Here is a 19,296-nt window from a genome sequence, read left to right as displayed (position 1 = left end):
GGGGTCACCGCGCTCCGAGCCAGCGCCCGATGCACGCGATCAGGTCGTTCGCGTCCACCGGCTTGGTGACGTAGTCGCTCGAACCGGCGGCGAGCGACTTGTCGCGGTCGCCCGGCATCGCCTTGGCGGTCACCGCGATGATCGGCAGGTTCGCGTACTCCGGCATCCCCCGGATCTCGGCGGTCGCGGTGTACCCGTCCATCTCGGGCATCATCACGTCCATCAGGATCAGGTCGATCTCGGTGTGGGCCCGCAGGGCCGCGATGCCCCTGCGCCCGTCCGTGGCCTGCAGGACGCGGATCCCGTGCAGCTCCAGGATGCCGCTGATCGCGAAGAGGTTGCGGGCGTCGTCGTCGACGACGAGCACCGTACGACCTCGGAGAGTCTCGTCGGCCGTCTCCAGCAGCTGATGGCGCACCACCTCGGCGCGCACCAACGGCACCACGTCGCCCGGCTGGTCCACCGAGAGGTGCAGCGCGATGCGCTCGCGCAGCTCGTCCAGGCTGGAGAGCACCTCCAGCGGACGCTCGCTCGCCCGCGACTGCAGCGTGTGCTCCTGCTGCGCGCCCAGGCGGCGGCTGTTATGGGCCAGCACGGGAACCTGACGCAGCGCCGGATCGCCCTCCATCGCGTCGAGGAAGGCCCACGCCCCGCCATCGGACATCTCGATGTCGAGCACGACGCAGTGGAACGCGCCGGCGGCCAGCACCGTCGCAGCCTCCTGCGCTCCGACGACCGTCACCACCTCGTGGCCGTGCTGCTGCTCCGGCAGCTCCGAGCCCGCCTCGAGGCTGCCCACCGCGCTCTGCGCCACCAGCGACAGCAGGCCGTTCTGCCGGTCCTCGATCACCAGCAGGCGGCGCGGACGCGGCAGAGCCGGCTGCGTCGTCGCACCGGCCGCGCGGCTGTCGGACGAAGGGCTCTGAGTGACGCCGCCCTCCAAGTCGCCCGCCGTCTCCTCCCCCTCCTGCGAGCGCGCGAGCAGCTCGAGCGCCGCGACCGGTAGGAAAAGGGTGAAGGTGCTGCCCGCGCCGAGGGCGCTGCGCGCGTGGATCGCGCCGCCGAGCAAATGGGCCATCTCCCGGCTGATCGACAAGCCGAGCCCGGTGCCGCCGTACCTGCGGCTGGTGGTCCCGTCCGCCTGCTGGAACGCGCCGAAGATCGCTTCCAGCTGCTGCGGGTCGATGCCGATACCGGTGTCCTTGACCCGGAACGCCACCACCGGGCCGTCGTGGCGGACCGACGCCGGCACCTCCGCCTCGCCGGCCGGTTCGATCAGCAGCTCCACCTGGCCGTGCTCGGTGAACTTGATCGCGTTCGAGATGAGGTTGCGCAGCACCTGGCGCAGCCGTGCGTCGTCGGTGATCAGCTCCCCGGGCATGCCGGCGGCCGCGGTGACGGTGAAGCCGAGGCTCTTCTGCGTGGTCATCGGGCGGAAGGTCGCCTCGATGTAGTCCAGCAGGCGGCGCAGCGGGACCCGTTCCGGGTTCAGGTCCATCTTGCCGGCCTCGACCTTCGACAGGTCCAGGATGTCGTTGATCAGCTGCAGCAGGTCCGAGCCGGCCGAGTGGATGATGCCCGCGTACTCGACCTGCTTGGGCGTCAGGTTGCGGGCCGGGTTCTGGGCCAGCAGCTGGGCCAGGATCAGCAGGCTGTTGAGCGGGGTGCGCAGCTCGTGGCTCATGTTGGCCAGGAACTCCGACTTGTACTTGGAGGCGAGCGAGAGCTGCTGGGCGCGGTCCTCGAGTTCCTGGCGCGCCTGCTCGATCTGCAGGTTCTTCGCCTCGATGTCGCCGTTCTGCGTAGCCAGCAGCATCGCCTTGTCCTCGAGCTCCGCGTTCGAGCGCTGCAACTCGTCCTGCTGGACCTGCAGCTCCTCCGAGCGGGCCTGGAGCTCCTCGGCCAGCCGTTGCGACTCCTCGAGCAGCTCGTCGGTGCGGGCGTTGGCGAGGATGGTGTTGACGTTGGCCCCGAGCGCCTCCATCAGCCGCTCGAGGAAGTCGCGGTGGATGGCGGTGAACGAGGTGAAGGAGGCCAGCTCGATGACGCCCAGGACCTGGTCCTCCACCACGATCGGCAGAATAATCAGCCCACCTGGCGTCGCCCGCCCCAGACCGCTGGAGATGCCGATGTAGTCGCCGGGCACGCCCTCAGCCGCGATCACGCGCCGCGACCGCGCCGACTGCCCCACCAGCGACTCACCGGGCTTGAACCGGTCATGCCCGGCCAGATCAGCCGGCCGGCCGTAGGACCCGACAAGCGTCAGCTCGGTCCCGTCCGCCGCCTCCTCGGCCAGATAGAAACCGCCGTACTGGGCCGAGACCAGCGGGGTGAGCTCCTGCATGACGAGGTCGGCCACGACGGCCAGGTCGCGGTGACCCTGCATCAGCCCGGTGATGTGGGCCAGGCTGGACTTGAGCCAGTCCTGCTCCTCGTTGGTCCGCGTCGTCTCACGCAGCGAGCCGACCATCGCGTTGATGTTGTCCTTGAGCTCGGCCACCTCACCGGAGGCCTCCACCGTGATCGAGCGGGTCAGGTCCCCCATCGCCACCGCGCTGGTGACCTCGGCGATCGCGCGCACCTGCCTGGTCAGGTTCCCGGCGAGCTCGTTGACGTTCTCGGTCAGCCGCTTCCAGGTCCCTGAGACGCCCTCGACCTCGGCCTGCCCGCCGAGCCGCCCCTCGCTGCCCACCTCGCGCGCGACCCGGGTGACCTCCGCCGCGAACGAGGAGAGCTGGTCGACCATCGTGTTGATGGTGGTCTTCAGTTCGAGAATCTCGCCGCGGGCGTCGACGTCGATCTTCTTGGAGAGATCTCCGTTGGCCACGGCCGTCGTCACCAGCGCGATGTTGCGCACCTGGTTGGTCAGGTTGTTCGCCATCGAGTTGACGTTGTCGGTCAGGTCCTTCCACGTCCCGGCGACGTTCGCGACCCGCGCCTGCCCGCCGAGCATGCCCTCGGTGCCCACTTCGCGCGCGACGCGGGTGACCTCGTCGGCGAAGGTCGAGAGCGTGTCGACCATCGTGTTGATCACCCCGGCGAGCGCGGCCACCTCGCCCTTCGCCTCGACCGTGATCTTCTGCGACAGGTCGCCGCGCGCGACCGCGCTGGCCACCTGCGCGATCGAGCGCACCTGCCCGGTCAGATTCGACGCCATCACATTGACGTTGTCGGTCAGGTCCTTCCACGTGCCCGAGACCCCGCGGACCGTCGCCTGACCGCCCAGGTTCCCCTCGGTGCCCACCTCGCGCGCCACCCGGGTGACCTCGTCCGCGAACGCAGAGAGCTGATCCACCATCGTGTTGATGGTCTCCTTCAGCTCCAGGATCTCCCCGCGCGCGTCCACCCGGATCTTCTGCGACAGGTCGCCCTGCGCGACCGCAGTGGTGACTTGAGCGATCGAGCGGACCTGCGCGGTGAGGTTGTCGCCCATCACGTTGACCGACTCGGTCAGGTCCTTCCACGTCCCCGACACGCCCTTGACGTCGGCCTGCCCGCCCAGGCGGCCCTCCGTGCCCACTTCGCGCGCCACTCGTGTCACCTCGTCGGCGAACGCGGAGAGCTGATCGACCATCGTGTTGATCGTGCTCTTGAGCTGAAGGATCTCGCCGCGAGCGTCCACGCCGATCTTCTGCGACAGGTCCCCGCTCGCGACCGCCGTGGCCACCTGGGCGATCGAGCGCACCTGCGCGGTGAGGTTGCCGGCCATGAAGTTGACCGAATCGGTCAGGTCGCGCCAGGTGCCCTTCACGCCCTTGACGTCGGCCTGCCCGCCAAGCCGGCCCTCCGTGCCCACCTCGCGGGCTACGCGCGTCACCTCGTCGGCGAACGCGGAGAGCTGATCGACCATCGTGTTGATCGTGTTCTTCAGCTCGAGGATCTCGCCGCGCGCGTCCACGCCGATCTTCTGCGACAGGTCGCCCTGCGCGACCGCGGTGGTGACCTGCGCGATGTTGCGGACCTGGGAGGTGAGATTGCCGGCCATGAAGTTCACCGAATCGGTCAGGTCCCGCCAGACCCCGCCGACGCCCGGGACCTGGGCCTGCCCGCCGAGGCGTCCTTCGCTGCCCACCTCGCGCGCGACCCGGGTGACCTCCGCGGCGAAAGAGGAGAGCTGGTCGACCATCGTGTTGACGGTCTCCTTGAGCTCGAGGATCTCCCCCTGCGCATCCACGTCGATCTTCTGCGACAGGTCCCCACGCGCGACGGCCGTAGCCACCTGGGCGATGTCGCGCACCTGCGTGGTCAGGTTCCCCGCCATCGCGTTGACCGAGTCGGTCAGATCCGCCCAGGTCCCGGAGACGCCCGGCACCTCCGCCTGCCCGCCCAGGGTGCCCTCGGTGCCCACCTCGCGGGCCACCCGGGTCACCTCGGAGGTGAACAGGGAGAGCTGGTCGACCATGCCGTTGAACACCGTGGCGATCTCGCCGAGGAGGCCGTCCGAGCCGTCGGGAAGCCGCGTGCCGAAGTCGCCGTCGCGCACCGCGGTCAACCCGGCCAGCAGTTGGCGCAGTTCCGGCTCGCCGACCCGCGCGGCCGCCAGTTCGGACCCGGGCCGGGCCGCCTGAGCCGAACCTTTCACCGATCGCTCGGCCATGGGACAACCTCTTCCGCGTCGAATCCGCCGTCGGGCCGCCGTCGGCGCCGAGAACTGTTTCCGTGCAGAAACAATTTACTCGATGACGGGAAGCGCTCCGCCCCGCGGCTCCATGGCGGCTCGGCGGCAGCGAAGAGCGGCGCAGTCGGTCACTCGGTGTGCGGTGGAGGTAACGCGCTGACGGACAAGCGGAGGCAGGGCCGGGGAACCCACCCGCCGGCTTAGGCGTCCCCGCGCTGCGGCGAGGCGGGCACCCTCGTCAGGAAGCGCTCCTCAGCGCTGAAACGACACGGTCTCCAGCCGGAAGCGGGTCTGCTCGATGTACTCCCTCAGCCTGGCCGAGGCCTCCCCCGTCTCTGCCAGCAACCGCCGGGCGGCCTCGTCCATCAGCGCCTCGGTCGCCGGCTCGTGCGCGTCGTCCCCTTTTCGCAGTTCCACTGCCGTCCCTTGATCTGGTTCGAGAGTGGACTCCGGGTGTCCTGAACGGTGGACCATAAACCTCCGGGCGAGCCTGCGAGTGTCCTGGAGCGCCACGATCACCTGGGGCCTGTGCCACGGATCTGCGCTAGGCGGCGGAACTACTCAACCCTGGCGGAGCGCTTGGCCGGCAAACCGGCCAGGAGCATGACGACCACGGCGATGCCCACACCGCACAGTGTCCAGACCACGCGCTAGCCCAGGGGGGCGTAACCGGAGTGCTGGGGAAGGTCGACGTGGAGTAGCACCGCGGCTGCGATGGCGGTGCCGTAGAACGCGTAGTTCTAGAAGCGGATGGCGACCCCGCGCATGAACAGCACGAGCGCGACCACTTCGAGCCCTCGGTCGACGGCGCGGCCGCCAACTACACCTTCACACCCAAGGACTCGGTCAGCGAGCTCATTTCGGTGCAGTTGAGGTCGGTTGAGCGCAGTTCCGTGCAGATCAGAGCATTCCTGTCGGTCCGTCAGCCTGCACTCGGTTCCACTGTTCAGCAGTCACAGGAACGATCGAACTAGTGAGGGTCGTCTTGCCGTGGTCGACGTGCCCCATGGTGCCAAGCACGGCCCAACGCAACGGATTTTCCGGGTGCTGCGGCCAGAATCGACTGCCGCGCGGGGCTTCTCAGGGACCTTCTTTGCCCCCTAGCGCGATGATCGAGTCACGGCTTTTCGAGCGGGCCGTAGAGCGCTGCCGGGGCTCCGGTCGCCAGGGCCCAGTACCGGTCGCCGTAGGACCAGTGCCACCATTCGGTGGGATAGTTGACGAACCCTGCCTCGGCCAGCGCGGTCGTCAGCACAGTCCGGTAGTGCTTCGCTTCGGCGGACAAGCCGGGGTGAGCGGTGTAGCAGGCTCCTGCCGATTGCTCCGGGGTCGCGTTGATTGCGGTACCGAGGTCCAGTTCGAGTCCGTCCGCCGTGCACAGGGTCAGGTCGACTGCGGCCCCTGCGCTGTGCGGAGCGATCTCCGGCGGGCTGACGTAGCGGCTGGTCGCGAGGTGCAGCCGGTCGTCGCTCCAGCCGGGGTTGGCATCGCGCAGTACCTGCCGGTACTTCTGGAAGTATCGCTGTTGGACCGCGGGCGGCCGGTAGCCCTCTACGATCAGCAGTCGCAGCCCGTCAGGCAGTGCGTCGTCGGCGATGACGAGCCGGTCCAGGATGGCCATGCGCACGTGCGCGAAAACTCCTGCTTCATCGGCCCGAGAGGACGAGACGGGGAGCATCCCGCAGTCGCGTACGTCCAGCAGTTCCTCGCCCGTCTCGCGAACCGGCACTGCTGCGACCTGGGGGTCGGCCATCAACACGATCCCGGCGGGCACCGAGTGATCCGCGGAGTCCATGCCTGGATCATGCCACATACTTCGCTCGAGACGGCATGGCTGCGGCGCGTGGACGCTACTCGACGACGTTGAAGTCGACTTGCAGGGCGTAGCGGTCGGCGATGTAGGAACTGACGGTGTGTTCGAGGGGATCGTGGTGCTGGTCGACGATGGAACGGGTCTCGACCAGCAGCGGCGTGGTGGGCGAGACGGCTAGCTCGAGGGAGTCGTGGTCGGCGGTCCGGGCGGTGAGGACGGAAGTGCCGAGGCTGGGGCGCAGCCCGAGGCGGCGCAGGGCGCTGTGCAGAGAGCCGGTTTCGAGGTCCGCGGTCAGCAGCCCGGTCAGGTGTGCGGGGAAGGCGGCGTATTCGATGGCGACCGGCAGATCGTCGAACAAGCGCACGCGAGTGATCGCGACCACGTTGAGACCGTCCGGACCACGGTCGGGGTAGAGGGCGGCCGCCTGTCCGGCGGTGGCGGGGCGGGTCTCTGCCTCGAGGACGCGCGAGCGGGGCGTCTTGCCGAGGGCGACGGCCTGGTCGTGGAAGCTCATCAGGGTACCGACGGGGCGGGCCGCCGCGCTCTTGCGCACGAAGCTGCCCTTGCCGGGCACCCGTTCGAGTAGCCCGTCGCGCTCCAAGCCGGCGAGGGCCGCGCGCACGGTCATGCGCGAGACGCCGAATTCGCTGGCGAGCTTGGGTTCGGAGGGGAACGGCTCGCCGTCGCGCGCGCCGCTCAGCCGGCGGCGCAGCTGCTTCTCGATCCGCTCGTAGATCGGTTGCGGTGCGGCGGCCATGACGGGGACTCCTTGCAGGTCGGGCGGGTGGATCGATGCGGTGTCGACGCCCCCGTCATTGCAGTATAGGCTGTCTAGACAGCTTCTGCCGCAAGGAGACGCGCCATATCCGCCGCCCCTCTCGACCTGCCCCGATGGTCCGGCCCGCTGCCCACGCGCGCGCTGGTCGCCGCGATGATCGACCACTCCCTGCTGCGCCCCGAACCGACCGACGCCGAGGTCACAGCCGGCCTGCGCACCGCGCTGGAATGCCAGGTCGCTTCCGTGTGCGTACGCCCGAGCGACATCGCCGCCGCCCGCGGCGCACTCGACGCGGCTTTCATCACCGGCCAGCACCTCGTGGTCGACGGCGGACGAAGTATCAGCGCCCACGAATAATCCACGTGCTCAAGCCCCGGAACGGAGATCACCGTGCGCGTCAGCTTCGCCTCAGCCCCCGGATCCCCACACAAGCCCAGCGAGGACACCGTCGCCGCCACCCCGCATCTCGCCTTCGTGCTCGACGGCCTCAGCTCCCCGCCCGAACTCGGCACCGGCTGCATCCACAGCACCCCCTGGTACGTCGCCCACCTCGCCGCGGCACTGATCGAGCAAGCCGCCACCCGACCGGCAACACCGCTGGCCGACTGCGCCGCCAGCGCGCTCGCCAAGGTCGCCGACTCCCACGCAGCGACCTGCGATCTGACCCACACCGGCACCCCCAGCAGTTCCATCGCCCTGCTTCGCGAGAACGAGGCCACCATCGAATACCTCTCACTGTTCGACTCCGTCATCCTGCTCGACGGCCCAGACGGCATCGCGAAGATCTCCGATCTACGCGTCGACGGCTACGCCCAGGCCGAACACCAACAGACCCTGCGATACGAGATCGGCACCCCGGAACACCAGCAGGCCGTCAGCCGCCTGGTCGCCGCCCAACGCCCACACCGCAACACCCCCGACGGCTACTGGGTCGCCGGATCCAACCCCGAGGCCGCACACCACGCCCTGACCGGCACGATCGAACGCGCCCACCTCAAGCGCGCCGCAATCCTCAGCGACGGAGCCTCCTGCCTCGCCGAGGACTACCACCAAACCGACTGGACCGGACTGCTCGATCTGCTCCACACCCACGGCCCCGAACACCTCATCCACCAGGTGCGACAAGCCGAAGCCACCGACCCCACCGGCACGAAATGGCCACGCTACAAGGCCGGCGACGACGCCACAGCGCTTCTCTGCTTGACCGATTAGCCCTCTGCTTCCAGTCCAGCGGAGGGGAATACCGCATGGTTGGAATAAACTGCCCGCGTGGAGATTCCCGGTCTCGGTCGTCTGACGTTGGATCCGAAGTATGAGTGGTACCAGAGCCGGCCGATCCCGGTGCCCGTGCTGGGTGGCGGCGAGCATACGTTCACGGTCGAGGGCTATGGCGACGACCCGTCGCCGCTCCAGGTTCATGACGCCGTCTCCGCGTTCCTCGGACTCGACGAGAGCGTGCTGAAGAGCTCGGCGCAGTCGATCTTCGAGTACTACCTGGACGTGCAGTCCGACGTAGGAGACGAGGAGGGCTTCCCGTCTATCAGCACTCCTGACGAGGTGTGGCAGCACATCGTGTTCGGCGAGCTGAGCGTCGGGCGCGACGGAGCGGCGGTCTACGTGTCGGTGGAGTCGGAGTGCTCTTGGGAGCCGGAGCACGGGCTGCAGATCGTGTTTCGAGACGGGCGCGCAGTGACCAAGGTCGGCCCATTCGACGGCCAGTACATCAACGCGGCACCTGGCGGACGCGAACTCGAAGGGGTCGTCTACCACCGGTGGGGTTTGGAATCATGCGCGGTTCGCGCCTGCGATGAGCGCTGACGGGTAACCTGCGACGCCGCTGATCACATGGGTCGTCTCTGTGCGGGCGACGGCGCCTCACCGCGCTCAGCTCGGCAGCAGACTGCGGATCGCCACCATGTCGCCCGGTCGGGCCGATTGGCGCTTCGAACGAGGAGGCTCGGGCATCTGGTGGCTGAGTGTCTTCAGCTGCGCGATTCCCAGGAGGTCGATGACATGGGATCTCTACCCGCGGCCCCCGGTTTCCGCGAGCACGTGGAGCGGCGATGACCGGGCGGATGCGGCTTGCGGTCGCGTCCGCGGATGCTGAAACTGCCGTCGCGCAGTTCGCTGCGGGTCTGCAAGAGGGACTCGACCGGCATGACGCCGAGATCTTGAACCGGCAGTTCGCCGCCGACGTTGTCTGGGGAAGTCCGTACGGAGCATTGGTGGACGGCTACGACCACCTCCACCCCATCCACGTCCAGTTTCAGAGCCACCCGGAGCGCGCGCCCTCGGCCCGCTACGAGGTCCGTCACGTGCTCGCGGTGGCGCAGGACGTCGTCATCGCCCACATCGCCAGGCTCGTGCTCGACGCAGACGGCGAGCCGGTGGCGCCCGCCTCGGATCCAGATCTGCCGTTCTCGGAGCTGGCGATGTACGTCCTCGTTCGGCGCGATGGGCAATGGTGGCTGGCCGCCGGCCAGAACACTCCAACGCGCCCGGGCGGTGCAGTGGCAGCGACCTGAGTCCGCCCAAGCCCGCTCGCGGACCTTCAGCCACGCCACTGCGGCAGTTGCTGAAGTGACCACTTGTTGCCGTCCGGGTCGGCGAAGGAGACAAAACGGCCCCAGTCAAGGTCCTCGATGCCGCTGACCTCGACCCCGCGCTCGACAAGCTCTGCGCGCGCGGCCTCGATGTCGGCGACCACCATCTGCAGGCCGCGCACGCTCCCCGGTTCACCCTCGACAAGGCCCCTGCCGATCGCGATCGAGCAGGCCGACCCGGGAGGGGTCAGCTGCACGAATCGGATCTCATCGCTGACCGTGTGGTCGTGGTCGGCGATGAAGCCGACCTTGTCGGTGTAGAACGCTTTGGCGCGGTCGACGTCGGAAACCGGGAGAAATACCAGCTCGAGCTTCATGTCCACCATCGGATTACCTCATTCGTACTCGTCGTCTATCCCTCTACCGTAGGCAGCCATGAGGAAGACTACGTTCCTGATTGGGTAACGGCCTTCAGGTCACGCCGACGGCCCTGCAAGTGTTCAAAATCCGGCCATCGGACGAACAGTGACCGGCCCAGGGATAGCCCTTCGTCACCAGCATTCCGAGCCACGTTCGCACGGTCGTGTCGGCTACGATGGCCGATATGACCGTGCGACGTGACGTGCCGCACGTCGCGGTTGACGAGCCCGGGATACACGCCCCGGTGCTCAAGCACGTGTTCGCGCACACCGGCGACCTCGTGATCGCCACCACGACGTGCGAGGTGTACCCGGGCGGGATCGCCTTCCGGCTCCTGGTGCTGAGCAAGCCTCCGATCGACTTCGCGCACGAGTTCGCCTTCGGCATCGAACAGCGCCGTCACGCTGGAAGCCTCGACCTGTCGGGCACCGCGACCCTCCGAGGCGGATCCGCGCAGCCGGTCGTCCTCGGCGTGTTCGGGGGCGACGGGTCAACGTCCCATCGAGGCGATTTCCGGTTCTGGTTGCCGCTGCCCGACGACACCGTCAAGGCTCAAGTCCGCTTGACCTGGCCGACCATGCGGGTCGATGGCACGGCAGAGGTCGATGTGCACATCTTCCGCCTCCTGCTCGACCCGGAGTCCGTCCGCGATCCACAACGATCCTGAAGATCGGGCAGTGCGGCGTTCATACCACGTACGCGGCCTCGTCCAGCGGCAATATGGCCCGGTCCTCCGAGAACAGGCATGCGGCTTCGACACCGTATCGGGCCCTGCTTCATTCGAACCGGGCGTTGTCGGTTCGGGTGATCCGCCCGAGGAACGGCAGCGTGCCGGCGATCATGGCGAGCGCGGCGAGCAGGCCGAGCCCCGTGGTGAGGTAGTACGAGCCGCTGGGGGTGGGGACGGCGGTTCCGGCGGGTGCCACCTTCACTGCGGCTGCTACTGCCATGCCGTAGCCGGCCACGACGGCGAGCACAGTCGCCGCGGCGAGCGGGAGCAGCGTCTCGAGGAGGACGACCTTGTACAGCACGCGGGTCGGGGTCCCGGACAGTCGCAGCAGGCTGAAGGGGCGCCGGCGTTCGACCAGGCTGCCGCCCGCGGCCACGGCCAGGCTGCAGCCGGCCACCAGGAGCGTGAGCATGACCGCGATGTTCAGGACCCGCTGGACGATGAGGGCCACCTCGGCTCGAGCCTGCACCGCTTCGCCGAAGGTGCGCGGGGCGACCCCCGACTCGGACGACGGCGTGTGCGTCACCAGGAAGGTCCGCACCCTCTCGAGCGTGGACTGATCGGCGACCTGGACGAGCACGCCGCGCAGATACAGGCTGCTGATATCGGCGGTGCCGGCCGGGTCGGTCGGCTGGACGATCGGCTGGGCGCTGTTGCGGGGGTTGTCGTTGGTGAGGTCACTGGTGGTTGCCTCGGACGTGCTCCGGCCGGGGGCGCAGGATCCGAGCGCGGGCAGCTTGGCGAGGGCCGCGCAGTCGACGACGGCGTCGTAGGAGGCTCCGAATTCCGGGTGCCGGCCGCCGCTGCGGGCACCCGTCGGCGGCGGAGCCTGCGGCTTGCCTACCGGCAGGTCGGCGTCCTGAGGGAGCGAGTAGTAGGGCACGACCACGGTGCCGGGGAACGCCTCGAGCTGCTGCACGAGAGCACTTCCGGTGGCGGGCGGCAGGCCGAGCAGGCCACCGGTGGTGTTGGCGGCGGGCGCGAGCGTGGCGCTGCCGGAGCAGTTGACGTCGTTGCCGCAGACGGGCGAGTAGGAGAAGGTGTCGAGCAGGACGTCGGAGAGCGCGTTCGCGGTCGGGGTGGCATTGGTTTCGTTGATCGTGGGCATCATCCCGCCGAGCATCGAGCCCAGGAACACTGCCAGCACCAGTCCGCTCACCGCTCGAAACGAGGCCTTCGGGGTGTCCGCGAGGCGCCGGGCGGCGAGCAGCGCGGGCGCTCTGTCGGTGCGCCGGGCCAGTCGCCGGGAGGCTGCCGCAGTGAGCCAGGGGCCTGCGATGATCAGCCCGAACATGGTGATCAGCAGGCCCGGGTAGACGCCGGCGCCGATGGCCTCGGGCGTGGTGGTGAGCACGCCGTACAGGTACAGGGCGACGCCGAGGACGAGCGGGAGCAGGCGCAGCGTCTTCGGTGCCGGCGGAGTGTGCCGGCGGGTGACGCCGAGTGGGGAGATCCGGACCCGGCGCAGCGAGATGAGCGACGCGGTCGTCGAGGCGAGCGGCACGGCCACCAGCAAGGCGAGGTAGCCGAGCGCGGTCGGGGTGACGGCGTAGGAGAAGTACTTGCTGCCGAACAACGCCATGTCCGCGAGCAACGGCCGCCCGGCGAGGAACACGAGGATGCCGAGCAGGGTGCCGGCCAGGGCACTGACACTCGCGTCGACCGAGGAGATGACGGTGATCTGCCGGTTGGTGGCGCCGACCAGGCGCAGCGCCGCGTAGCGCTCCTCGCGGCGGGTCGCGGCCAGCCGCGTCGCCATGCCGATCAGGATCAGGATCGGCAGGACGAAGGCGACCGCGCCGACTGCGAAGGCATCACGGAAGTAGTTGGTCCACACGCTGGTCTGCGCGCCCGCCGAGATCGTGCGCACGAGCGAGGTCGAGGGCCGCGCGGCCAGATCGGCCGGGCTGTAGCCGACGTAGACGACGAGGTCGTCCGGACCGGTCAGGGCTCTGTCACCGAGGACGCCCGCCTGCGTGCCGGGGAACCGGTCGCCGAGCTCGTCGCGCGGGGTGGCGGCGATCAGTGCGGCCAGTGCGGGCGAGGCGTAGTACCGGCCCGGGCCAGGCAGAGCACTGACACCGGGAGGCAGCGCCGCGTGCGGGCCGAGGGCGGCGACGTCGAGCTCGTCGATGGTCTTGCCTTCGAAGACCGTCTCGCGGTAGCTCCACAGCTCCGCCGCCGCGTCGGGTCCGGAGGCCTGGTACGCGTAGTCGGTGCCCGTGGTGAGCTGGGTGCCCTGTGTGCTCTGCCAGCGTGGCTGGTTGTTGGTGTATTCGAACGCGTGGAAGTCGGCCAGCACGGCGAGCAGGATGACGACGCCGGCAGCTACCGCCGCCATGGTCACCATCAGCCGGGTGAACGCCTCTTTCCCGCTGCGCAGGGTCAGTCGCAGTCCGAGCCGGTACATCAGCGGGCCACCCCGGTGTCGGTCAGCGCGGCAACGCGGCCGTCGCGCACCATGACGGTGCGCTCCGCATAGGCCGCCACCCGTGCGTCGTGCGTGACCAGAACGACGGTCGTGCCTTCCGCCCGCGTTTCGGTGACGAGCAGGTCCATCACGGTCTCGCTGGTGAGCGAGTCGAGCGAGCCGGTGGGCTCGTCGGCGAACAGCACCTGGGGGCGCGGCGCCATGGCCCGGGCGATGGCGACGCGCTGCGCCTGGCCGCCGGACAGCTCGCCGGTGCGCCGGGCGCCGAGCCCGGCCAGGCCCAGGCGCTCCAGCCAGGATTCAGCCCGCTGATAGGCCTCCGCCCGCCGGACCCGGTCGAGCAACAGCGGCATGGCGATGTTGTCGGCCACGGTCAGTTCCGGGATCAGCTGGCCGAACTGGAAGACGAAGCCGAAGGCCGTGCGCCGCAGTTCGGTGCGCTTGGTGTCGCCGAGGTCGTCGATGCGCTTGCCGTCGAACCACACCTCGCCCTGATCGGGGGTGTAGATGCCGGCGAGGCAGTGCAGCAGGGTCGACTTGCCCGACCCGCTCGGGCCCATCACCGCGACGATCTCGCCGGGGGCGACGGCGAGGTCGGCGCCGCGCAGCGCCGGCGTCTGGCCGAAGGATCGGTGCAGGCCGCGGGCTTCGAGCAGGGCCGGGCGCGACGGCCGCGGCCGCGCGCCGTCGGGCGCGGCGGCGGTGCTCAGATCGGTGCTCATGACAGATGGACCATTTCTCTGAGTGCGCCGAGCCGTGCCTCGGTGGTGTCGATCCAGCGCAGGTCGGCTTCGAGGTGGAACAGGCCGTAGTCGGCCATCAAGACGTCCAGCGTGCCGCCGCTGCGGCGCAGTTCGGTCAGCTCGCGCATCCGGGCCAGGTGTGCGCCGCGCTGCGCGTCGAGGTAGCGGTTCGCGTCCCGGCCGAGCATGAGGGCGAGCACGACCTTCGCGAAGAACACCGACTGCAGGTGAGGCTCCGCCGGCGCCGGCTCGGTGAGCCAGACCTCGACTTCGCTGCGGCCGGTTTCAGTGATCGTGTACTGCTTGCGGTCCGGTCCCTCGCCCGGCTCCATCGCCCCGACGGTGACCTTGCCGTCCCGGGCGAGCCGCCCGAGCGTCGCGTACACCTGGCCGTACGGCAGGGGCTTGTCCCGGCCGAAGAACGCGTCGTAATCCCGCTTGAGGTCGTAGCCGTGGCTCGGTTCGCGGTCGAGCAGCCCGAGAAGGGTCAGTGGAACGCTCACATCGGCAGTATGCACTCGGTGTATACATCCGGTCAATACACGGCGGAGCGCGTGCCGAAAGGGCGACGACGCGGCCGCGGCCGCGTCGTCGCCCTCACGTGTATCGGATGCGGCTGTTACGCCGACGTCGTCGGCGAATACCGCCCGGACGGCACGGCAGCCTGGTCCCCGCACAACGCGGAACCGAGCCACCTGCCTGAGGCTGAGGAGGGCTACGAGATCGACCCGCCGAGCGGGCGCCTCGGGCTCGGACCGCGCCGCACCTCACCGGTCGCGGGAACCGCCTGGCCCACCGCAGGATCGGCCCTCGGCGGCCTGCCCGACTGGTGGGCTCGCAGCCGTGGTCTACCAGCAGAGCTGATGTCGACGGATCCGTGCTGAGCCGAACCCGACCGCCCTCGGCGTCAGCCCTTCGCGGCGTGGTTGGAGGCCGAGACGATTCCGGCCGCGCTGCCCTTGCCGGCCATCAGATTCACCACGGAGGTGTTCATGGCGTTGCCGACGCCCTGGCCGTACTCGGTGTCAAGGTACTGGATCGAGTAGGCCGCCTTGTTGAAGGCCGCCAGCGCCGAGAGGTTGTAGGACTCGGTGACGACCTCTTGGGCCTCGGGGTTGACCGGGATCGACTGGAAGGCCTTGGCGTAGGCCTCCTGCTGGCCCTTCGTCACGAGGAACTCGAGGAACTCCAGCGCCTCCTTCGGCGCCTTCTTGGACAGCGAGTAGCCGTCGCTGCCGCCCATGATGGCGCTCGGGCTGCCCTTGCCGCCGGGCACGGCGGGGAAGGGGAACCAGCCGAGGTCGGACAGCGGCTGCTGGTTCGCCGTCAGGCTGTTGATCACGCCGGGGTCCCAGCTGCCCATGAGCTCCATGGCCGCCTTGTGGTTGGCGAGCAGGCCCGCCGAGGAGCCGGCGCCCTGCTGGGCCGCGGTGGTCAGGAAGTCCTTCTGGAAGGGGCCGACCGCCAGGAACGAGGCCAGGTCGTCGGCTGCCTTGGTCCAGCACGGGTCGGTGAACGCGAGCGACTCGGCGGTGCTGGTCATCGTGGTCTGGCTGCACTCGCGCAGCGCGAAGTTGTAGTACCAGTGCGCGGCCGGCCAGGCGTCCTTGGCACCGACCGCGATCGGCGCGACGCCGATCTGCTTCAGCTTCTCGATGTCGGTCTCGAGCTCGTCGATCGTCGTGGGGGGCGTGGCGATTCCGGCCTGCCGGAACAGGTTCTCGCTGTAGTAGACGCCCTCGGGCTGGGCGTCCAGCGGCATCGCGTAGACCCGGCCGTCGATCGTGTTGCCGGCGAGGGCGGCGGTGCCCACGTTCGACTGGTCCACGGCGCTCAGCCGCAGCGGCTGGAGCTGGCCGGCCGCGACCTCGGCCTCCATCTTGCCGCCGCCGCGCTGCAGGAAGATGTCCGGCGCGGAGTCCGCGTTCAGGGCCGTCTGCAGCTTGCCGTCGAGGTCCTCGTTCTGGATCGTCTGGAGCTGGATCTTGACGTTCGGATGCAGCACCTCGAACTGCTGTGCCGCGTTCTGGAAGTAGGCCACCCCGGTGCTGCCGTTGGTCGCGTTCTCCCACAGGGTCACCGTGACCGCGGCGTCGGCGGAACCGCCGCCGCTCTTGCCGCCGCCGCCGGCGCAGCCGGAGGCCGCGAGCGCCATCCCCAAGCCGATCGCGAGAGCCGCCGCACCGCGTCTCTTCCTCGCCATGGTGGAAACTCCCTGATCTGTCGTCATCGTCAGGCTGGGCGGGCGCAGCCGGGCCCAGGGGTGAAGGGTGGGAGGTCGAAAGTTTCGAACCGCACGGGGCCGGACGCGCGGGCACCGGGAACGCGAGGGCCCAACGAGCACTGCGACCCCGCTTTCCGGTTCCGGCATGCGCATACGGGCGCGGCCTTGACCGGCCGAGGACCGCGCGGGTTTCCTCTTCGTGATCGGGAGGATTCGACCGCTGGAAAGTATGCGCGCGGCGCGGGGCGGGAGTCAATGAGCCGTTTTCGAAAGTTTATCGAAACATTCTCGGCGTGATTCCGGAATGCGAGCCCTGACCTGTGCCTTCGCCGCCGGGCTCGCGCGGCAGGGTCCGGACACGCCGCAGGGCCCGGACACTCGAGGAGTGTCCGGGCCCTGCTGTCAGCGCTTGGATCCTACGGATCAGGAACCGGCCGCCGTAGGCGCGGCGGTGACGGTGTAGGCGTTGGACAGGTAGTTGGGCGAGGTGGTGGGGATCGTGTAGTCCGCGTTGAGCATCACGTCGTACTTGCCCGGCGTGACGGCGGAGGTGTTGAGCAGGACCGTCAGCGACGTGCCGTCGGCGCTCACCGAGACCGGCTGCGAGATGGACGCGTACGCGACCGGGTTTCCGGCGGTGGCCAGCATGACCGTGGTGCCCAGGTTCAGGTTCGTCCCGGTGACGGTCACCTTCTGCGCCGTCCCGGCGGGCTGGCGGGCCGGGCTGATCGCGGAGATCGTCGGCGCGGCGGGCCTGGTGCAGCCGGAGCCGCACACGCCCTGCTCGGTGAGGTTCACCGGGCTCTGCGCTCCGTTGAGGCTCACCAGGACGATGGCCTCACCGCTGTCGCTCGCGGTGTTGCAGTCGCTCCCGAAGCAGATGCCGTCCGTGAACGAGTACGGGGGCTTCCACGGGTTGAGCGGGTAGACGTCGATCAGCGGCTGCGCCCCGTTGCCCGAGACGGCGTCGTAGACGTCGAACGACTGGAAAGTCGAGAGCGAGATCGTCGCGCAGTAGGCGGGGGCGGACTCGGTCAGTTTGAGGCTCGTCGGCCCCCAGCCGTCGACGCTGAGCTGGTTCGCCGCGCACACCGCCGCGGGGCCCGCCGCGGTGGCCATCTGCCAGGTGTCCAGGTGCCCGGCGATGGTGGTTCCGGCGTAGCCCGAGGCGATCGCGATCACCTGGTAGTCGGTGGATCCGTCCGTCTGGCAGATGGTCACGAAGTTGCACACCAGGGCGCCCGTGCCGTCGGTCACCGCGAGGATCGCGCCGGCCGGGTACGGGGCGGTGGTGCGCACGTCGAACCACATGTCGTCGGTGGCCGCGGCGGAGACCCGGTAGCAGTGCGCGGTGATGGCACTGGTGAAGTTCGTCGCGGTGGACGGGGCGCCCGGCGTCAGGGACGCAGGGGTCGAACACGTGGCGCTCGACGTGTCGTCGCGGCGGACCAGGTCGTAGGTCTGGGCCTGGCCGCTGTTGCTGAGGATCGCGGTGTAGGTGACCCCGGGCTGGAAGGTGCACAGGCTGGTGATCAGCACCAGGCACGCCTGATCGCCTGCCGAGTCGTTGATCGAGATGCCGCCGTCCTCCGTGTTCGTGGTGTCGGTGTAGTCGACCATCTCACCGACCGCGTGCTTGTCCGCCGGCAGCGTCAGGCACGCGTAGTTCGACGTGTAGCTCGTCGTCACGGTCGCGCCGAAGGAGCTGCCGTATCCGGACTGCTTCCACACCGCGCACCCGGCCGTGGAGTCCGTCGCCTGGATCAGGACCTTGTAGCTCGGGTTGTCGATCGTCTGCGCATCGAGGACCACGTGGAACGGCGCGGTGCCGGTCGGCGTGCAGGTGCCGCTGTCGTTGTAGAGGTTGGTGCAGGTCTGGGCCCCGGTGGAGTCCAGTACGAGGAGCGGAGCGGCGTACCCGGTGGCAGTCGGGTTCTCGTCGTACACGTACAACGACTTCCCGGTGGCCGCGGCGGGCAGGGTGAGGCAGACCGACTCGCCGACGCCGCTGAACGAGGCCGCGGCGGGACCGGTGGCGAAGTCCTTGATCCCGGTGGCCGCGCAGCCGTGCTTCTCGTCCGCGGCGACGAAGCCCACGGCGAAGTCGTACGGCGCCAGCGGATCCTGGTTCTCGACGTAGTAGTAGGTGCCCGGCGTCAGCGCGCAGAAGGGCCCGGAGTTGGTGCACGCGGTGGCGCCGGCGCTCGTGTAGAGCGTGCCGGAGACCCCGCCGAGACTCCAATCGCCGGCGGCGTACACCTGGTACTCGTCGGCCGTCTTGACGGTCAGCGTGCGGCACTCGTCCGCGGAGGAGTCGTCGGGGGCGACGCCGTAGGCGAGCTGCGACGCGGCGGCACAGCCGACCGGATCGGTCAGGTCGTTGAGGGAGAGCCCGAAGGTGAACGCGGTGCCCTGGTTGTTGCCGGTCAGGGCGCGGTAGGGTCCGATGCCGCTCAGGACGCAGGTGCCGTAGCCGTTGAAGCAGACCTGCGCGCCGGTGGCGTCGTAGATGCCCAGCGGCGTCGAGAGGTACGAGGTGGCGCCGTTGCCGAAGTCGATGGCGACGGTGTGTCCGCTGGTCATGTCCAGCGTGAAGCAGGCGCCTGCGGCACCCGCGGCGACCGACCCCTCGACCGGAGCGCTCGCGAACGACGGGTCGAGGGCCGTACACGTCGAGTCGGACAGCAGCGCCAGGTACGAGACCGTGTAATCAGAACCCTGGTTCGTCACCGCGAGGGTGTACGTGCCGGAAGCACTGGTCGCGCACTGCGGGTTCTGACCGAACGACGGCGCGACACAGCTGACGGCCGCGCCGCTCGGATCGGTGAGCGTGAAGGGAAGCTCGGCCCCGTCGGTGGAAGCGACGCCGACGACGAGCAGGTCGGCGCTCTCGCTCTCGTCGATCGTGAAGGTGTCCGTGCCGGATGCCGACGGACTGTCGCAGGGATCGACGACGTCGGGTGAGATCGCCCCTGAACAGGTGTCCGGCACCGCGG

The 19,296-nt window shown here is 69.2% G+C and carries 17 protein-coding genes; 6 read left to right on the top strand and 11 right to left on the bottom strand.

Annotated elements, in window-relative coordinates:
• Window positions 1-4 precede the first annotated feature (4 nt).
• From ACTRO_RS40410 to ACTRO_RS40400, 5 genes are all read right to left on the bottom strand, one after another.
• Window positions 5-4,597: a HAMP domain-containing protein gene (locus ACTRO_RS40410; protein ID WP_157436719.1), complete on the bottom strand. Its 4,593-nt coding sequence runs from the start codon at window positions 4,595-4,597 to the stop codon at window positions 5-7.
• 273 nt (window positions 4,598-4,870) lie between these two features.
• Window positions 4,871-5,035, bottom strand: a complete 165-nt coding sequence (locus tag ACTRO_RS47830) for a hypothetical protein (RefSeq protein WP_157436718.1) — start codon at window positions 5,033-5,035, stop codon at window positions 4,871-4,873.
• A 483-nt stretch (window positions 5,036-5,518) separates the two neighbouring features.
• Window positions 5,519-5,626, bottom strand: a complete 108-nt coding sequence (locus tag ACTRO_RS51235; RefSeq protein WP_157436936.1) for a hypothetical protein — start codon at window positions 5,624-5,626, stop codon at window positions 5,519-5,521.
• 109 nt (window positions 5,627-5,735) lie between these two features.
• The gene (locus ACTRO_RS40405) at window positions 5,736-6,413 is read right to left on the bottom strand and encodes a M15 family metallopeptidase (RefSeq protein WP_034271738.1); all 678 of its coding nucleotides are present in this window, start codon (window positions 6,411-6,413) and stop codon (window positions 5,736-5,738) included.
• A gap of 55 nt (window positions 6,414-6,468) precedes the next feature.
• Window positions 6,469-7,188 carry a GntR family transcriptional regulator gene (locus ACTRO_RS40400; RefSeq protein WP_034271736.1) on the bottom strand — a complete coding sequence of 240 codons (720 nt, stop codon included), beginning with the start codon at window positions 7,186-7,188 and terminating at the stop codon, window positions 6,469-6,471.
• Window positions 7,189-7,362: 174 nt separating this feature from the next.
• Between ACTRO_RS40400 and ACTRO_RS49300 the strand changes: the two genes are divergently transcribed.
• The 4 genes from ACTRO_RS49300 to ACTRO_RS40380 all read left to right on the top strand — a co-directional run bounded on the left by ACTRO_RS49300 (window position 7,363) and on the right by ACTRO_RS40380 (window position 9,734).
• Entirely contained in the window at window positions 7,363-7,566 is a 204-nt protein-coding gene (locus tag ACTRO_RS49300) for a hypothetical protein (protein WP_034271734.1), read from the top strand.
• 33 nt (window positions 7,567-7,599) lie between these two features.
• Window positions 7,600-8,421 carry a hypothetical protein gene (locus ACTRO_RS40390; protein WP_034271732.1) on the top strand — a complete coding sequence of 274 codons (822 nt, stop codon included), beginning with the start codon at window positions 7,600-7,602 and terminating at the stop codon, window positions 8,419-8,421.
• Between the two features lie 57 nt (window positions 8,422-8,478).
• Window positions 8,479-9,027, top strand: a complete 549-nt coding sequence (locus tag ACTRO_RS40385) for a DUF6985 domain-containing protein (protein WP_051452146.1) — start codon at window positions 8,479-8,481, stop codon at window positions 9,025-9,027.
• 245 nt (window positions 9,028-9,272) lie between these two features.
• Window positions 9,273-9,734, top strand: coding sequence for an SgcJ/EcaC family oxidoreductase (locus tag ACTRO_RS40380; RefSeq protein WP_034271730.1), 462 nt, complete (start codon window positions 9,273-9,275; stop codon window positions 9,732-9,734).
• A gap of 26 nt (window positions 9,735-9,760) precedes the next feature.
• Here the strand turns inward: ACTRO_RS40380 and ACTRO_RS40375 are convergent, their stop codons facing one another.
• Window positions 9,761-10,135, bottom strand: a complete 375-nt coding sequence (locus tag ACTRO_RS40375) for a glyoxalase superfamily protein (RefSeq protein ID WP_211244799.1) — start codon at window positions 10,133-10,135, stop codon at window positions 9,761-9,763.
• A gap of 221 nt (window positions 10,136-10,356) precedes the next feature.
• Here ACTRO_RS40375 and ACTRO_RS40370 point away from each other — a divergent pair, with 221 nt between their 5' ends.
• Window positions 10,357-10,839 (top strand): hypothetical protein, encoded by a 483-nt coding sequence (locus ACTRO_RS40370; protein WP_034271725.1) that lies wholly within the window; start codon window positions 10,357-10,359, stop codon window positions 10,837-10,839.
• 109 nt (window positions 10,840-10,948) lie between these two features.
• On the opposite strand, the gene ACTRO_RS40365 is transcribed toward ACTRO_RS40370, so the two are convergent.
• From ACTRO_RS40365 to ACTRO_RS40355, 3 genes are read right to left on the bottom strand one after another with little or no spacing between them, the layout of a single operon-like run.
• Complete coding sequence (locus ACTRO_RS40365) at window positions 10,949-13,312, bottom strand: ABC transporter permease (protein ID WP_034271723.1); 2,364 nt, start codon at window positions 13,310-13,312, stop codon at window positions 10,949-10,951.
• Window positions 13,312-14,055 carry an ABC transporter ATP-binding protein gene (locus ACTRO_RS40360; RefSeq protein WP_084316904.1) on the bottom strand — a complete coding sequence of 248 codons (744 nt, stop codon included), beginning with the start codon at window positions 14,053-14,055 and terminating at the stop codon, window positions 13,312-13,314. Before ACTRO_RS40360 ends, ACTRO_RS40365 begins: the two co-directional genes overlap by 1 nt.
• Window positions 14,052-14,579, bottom strand: coding sequence for a PadR family transcriptional regulator (locus tag ACTRO_RS40355; protein ID WP_034271721.1), 528 nt, complete (start codon window positions 14,577-14,579; stop codon window positions 14,052-14,054). The genes ACTRO_RS40360 and ACTRO_RS40355 overlap by 4 nt, the downstream gene beginning before the upstream one ends.
• Window positions 14,580-14,630: 51 nt before the next feature.
• Between ACTRO_RS40355 and ACTRO_RS40350 the strand changes: the two genes are divergently transcribed.
• A complete protein-coding gene (locus tag ACTRO_RS40350; RefSeq protein ID WP_157436717.1) occupies window positions 14,631-14,960 on the top strand; it encodes a hypothetical protein in 330 nt (109 codons plus the stop codon).
• Between the two features lie 23 nt (window positions 14,961-14,983).
• Here the strand turns inward: ACTRO_RS40350 and ACTRO_RS40345 are convergent, their stop codons facing one another.
• Complete coding sequence (locus ACTRO_RS40345) at window positions 14,984-16,279, bottom strand: extracellular solute-binding protein (RefSeq protein WP_034271717.1); 1,296 nt, start codon at window positions 16,277-16,279, stop codon at window positions 14,984-14,986.
• Between the two features lie 444 nt (window positions 16,280-16,723).
• Window positions 16,724-19,291, bottom strand: coding sequence for an IPT/TIG domain-containing protein (locus ACTRO_RS40340; protein WP_034271715.1), 2,568 nt, complete (start codon window positions 19,289-19,291; stop codon window positions 16,724-16,726).
• Between the last annotated feature and the right edge of the window lie 5 nt (window positions 19,292-19,296).

It is taken from the genome of Actinospica robiniae DSM 44927 (assembly GCF_000504285.1).
Taxonomy (GTDB): domain Bacteria; phylum Actinomycetota; class Actinomycetes; order Streptomycetales; family Catenulisporaceae; genus Actinospica; species Actinospica robiniae.
Note: the sequence above shows the minus strand (reverse complement) of the source record. Positions and strands in the feature narration are given on the sequence as shown.

Coding starts and splice junctions, on each gene's coding strand:
- ACTRO_RS40370 (WP_034271725.1), top strand. CDS start 10,357: ATGACCGTGCGACGTGACGTGCCGCACGTCGCGGTTGACGAGCCCGGG.
- ACTRO_RS51235 (WP_157436936.1), bottom strand. CDS start 5,626: ATGGGGCACGTCGACCACGGCAAGACGACCCTCACTAGTTCGATCGTT.
- ACTRO_RS40410 (WP_157436719.1), bottom strand. CDS start 4,597: ATGGCCGAGCGATCGGTGAAAGGTTCGGCTCAGGCGGCCCGGCCCGGG.
- ACTRO_RS40360 (WP_084316904.1), bottom strand. CDS start 14,055: ATGAGCACCGATCTGAGCACCGCCGCCGCGCCCGACGGCGCGCGGCCG.
- ACTRO_RS40380 (WP_034271730.1), top strand. CDS start 9,273: ATGACCGGGCGGATGCGGCTTGCGGTCGCGTCCGCGGATGCTGAAACT.
- ACTRO_RS40405 (WP_034271738.1), bottom strand. CDS start 6,413: ATGGACTCCGCGGATCACTCGGTGCCCGCCGGGATCGTGTTGATGGCC.
- ACTRO_RS40400 (WP_034271736.1), bottom strand. CDS start 7,188: ATGGCCGCCGCACCGCAACCGATCTACGAGCGGATCGAGAAGCAGCTG.
- ACTRO_RS40365 (WP_034271723.1), bottom strand. CDS start 13,312: ATGTACCGGCTCGGACTGCGACTGACCCTGCGCAGCGGGAAAGAGGCG.
- ACTRO_RS40345 (WP_034271717.1), bottom strand. CDS start 16,279: ATGGCGAGGAAGAGACGCGGTGCGGCGGCTCTCGCGATCGGCTTGGGG.
- ACTRO_RS49300 (WP_034271734.1), top strand. CDS start 7,363: ATGATCGACCACTCCCTGCTGCGCCCCGAACCGACCGACGCCGAGGTC.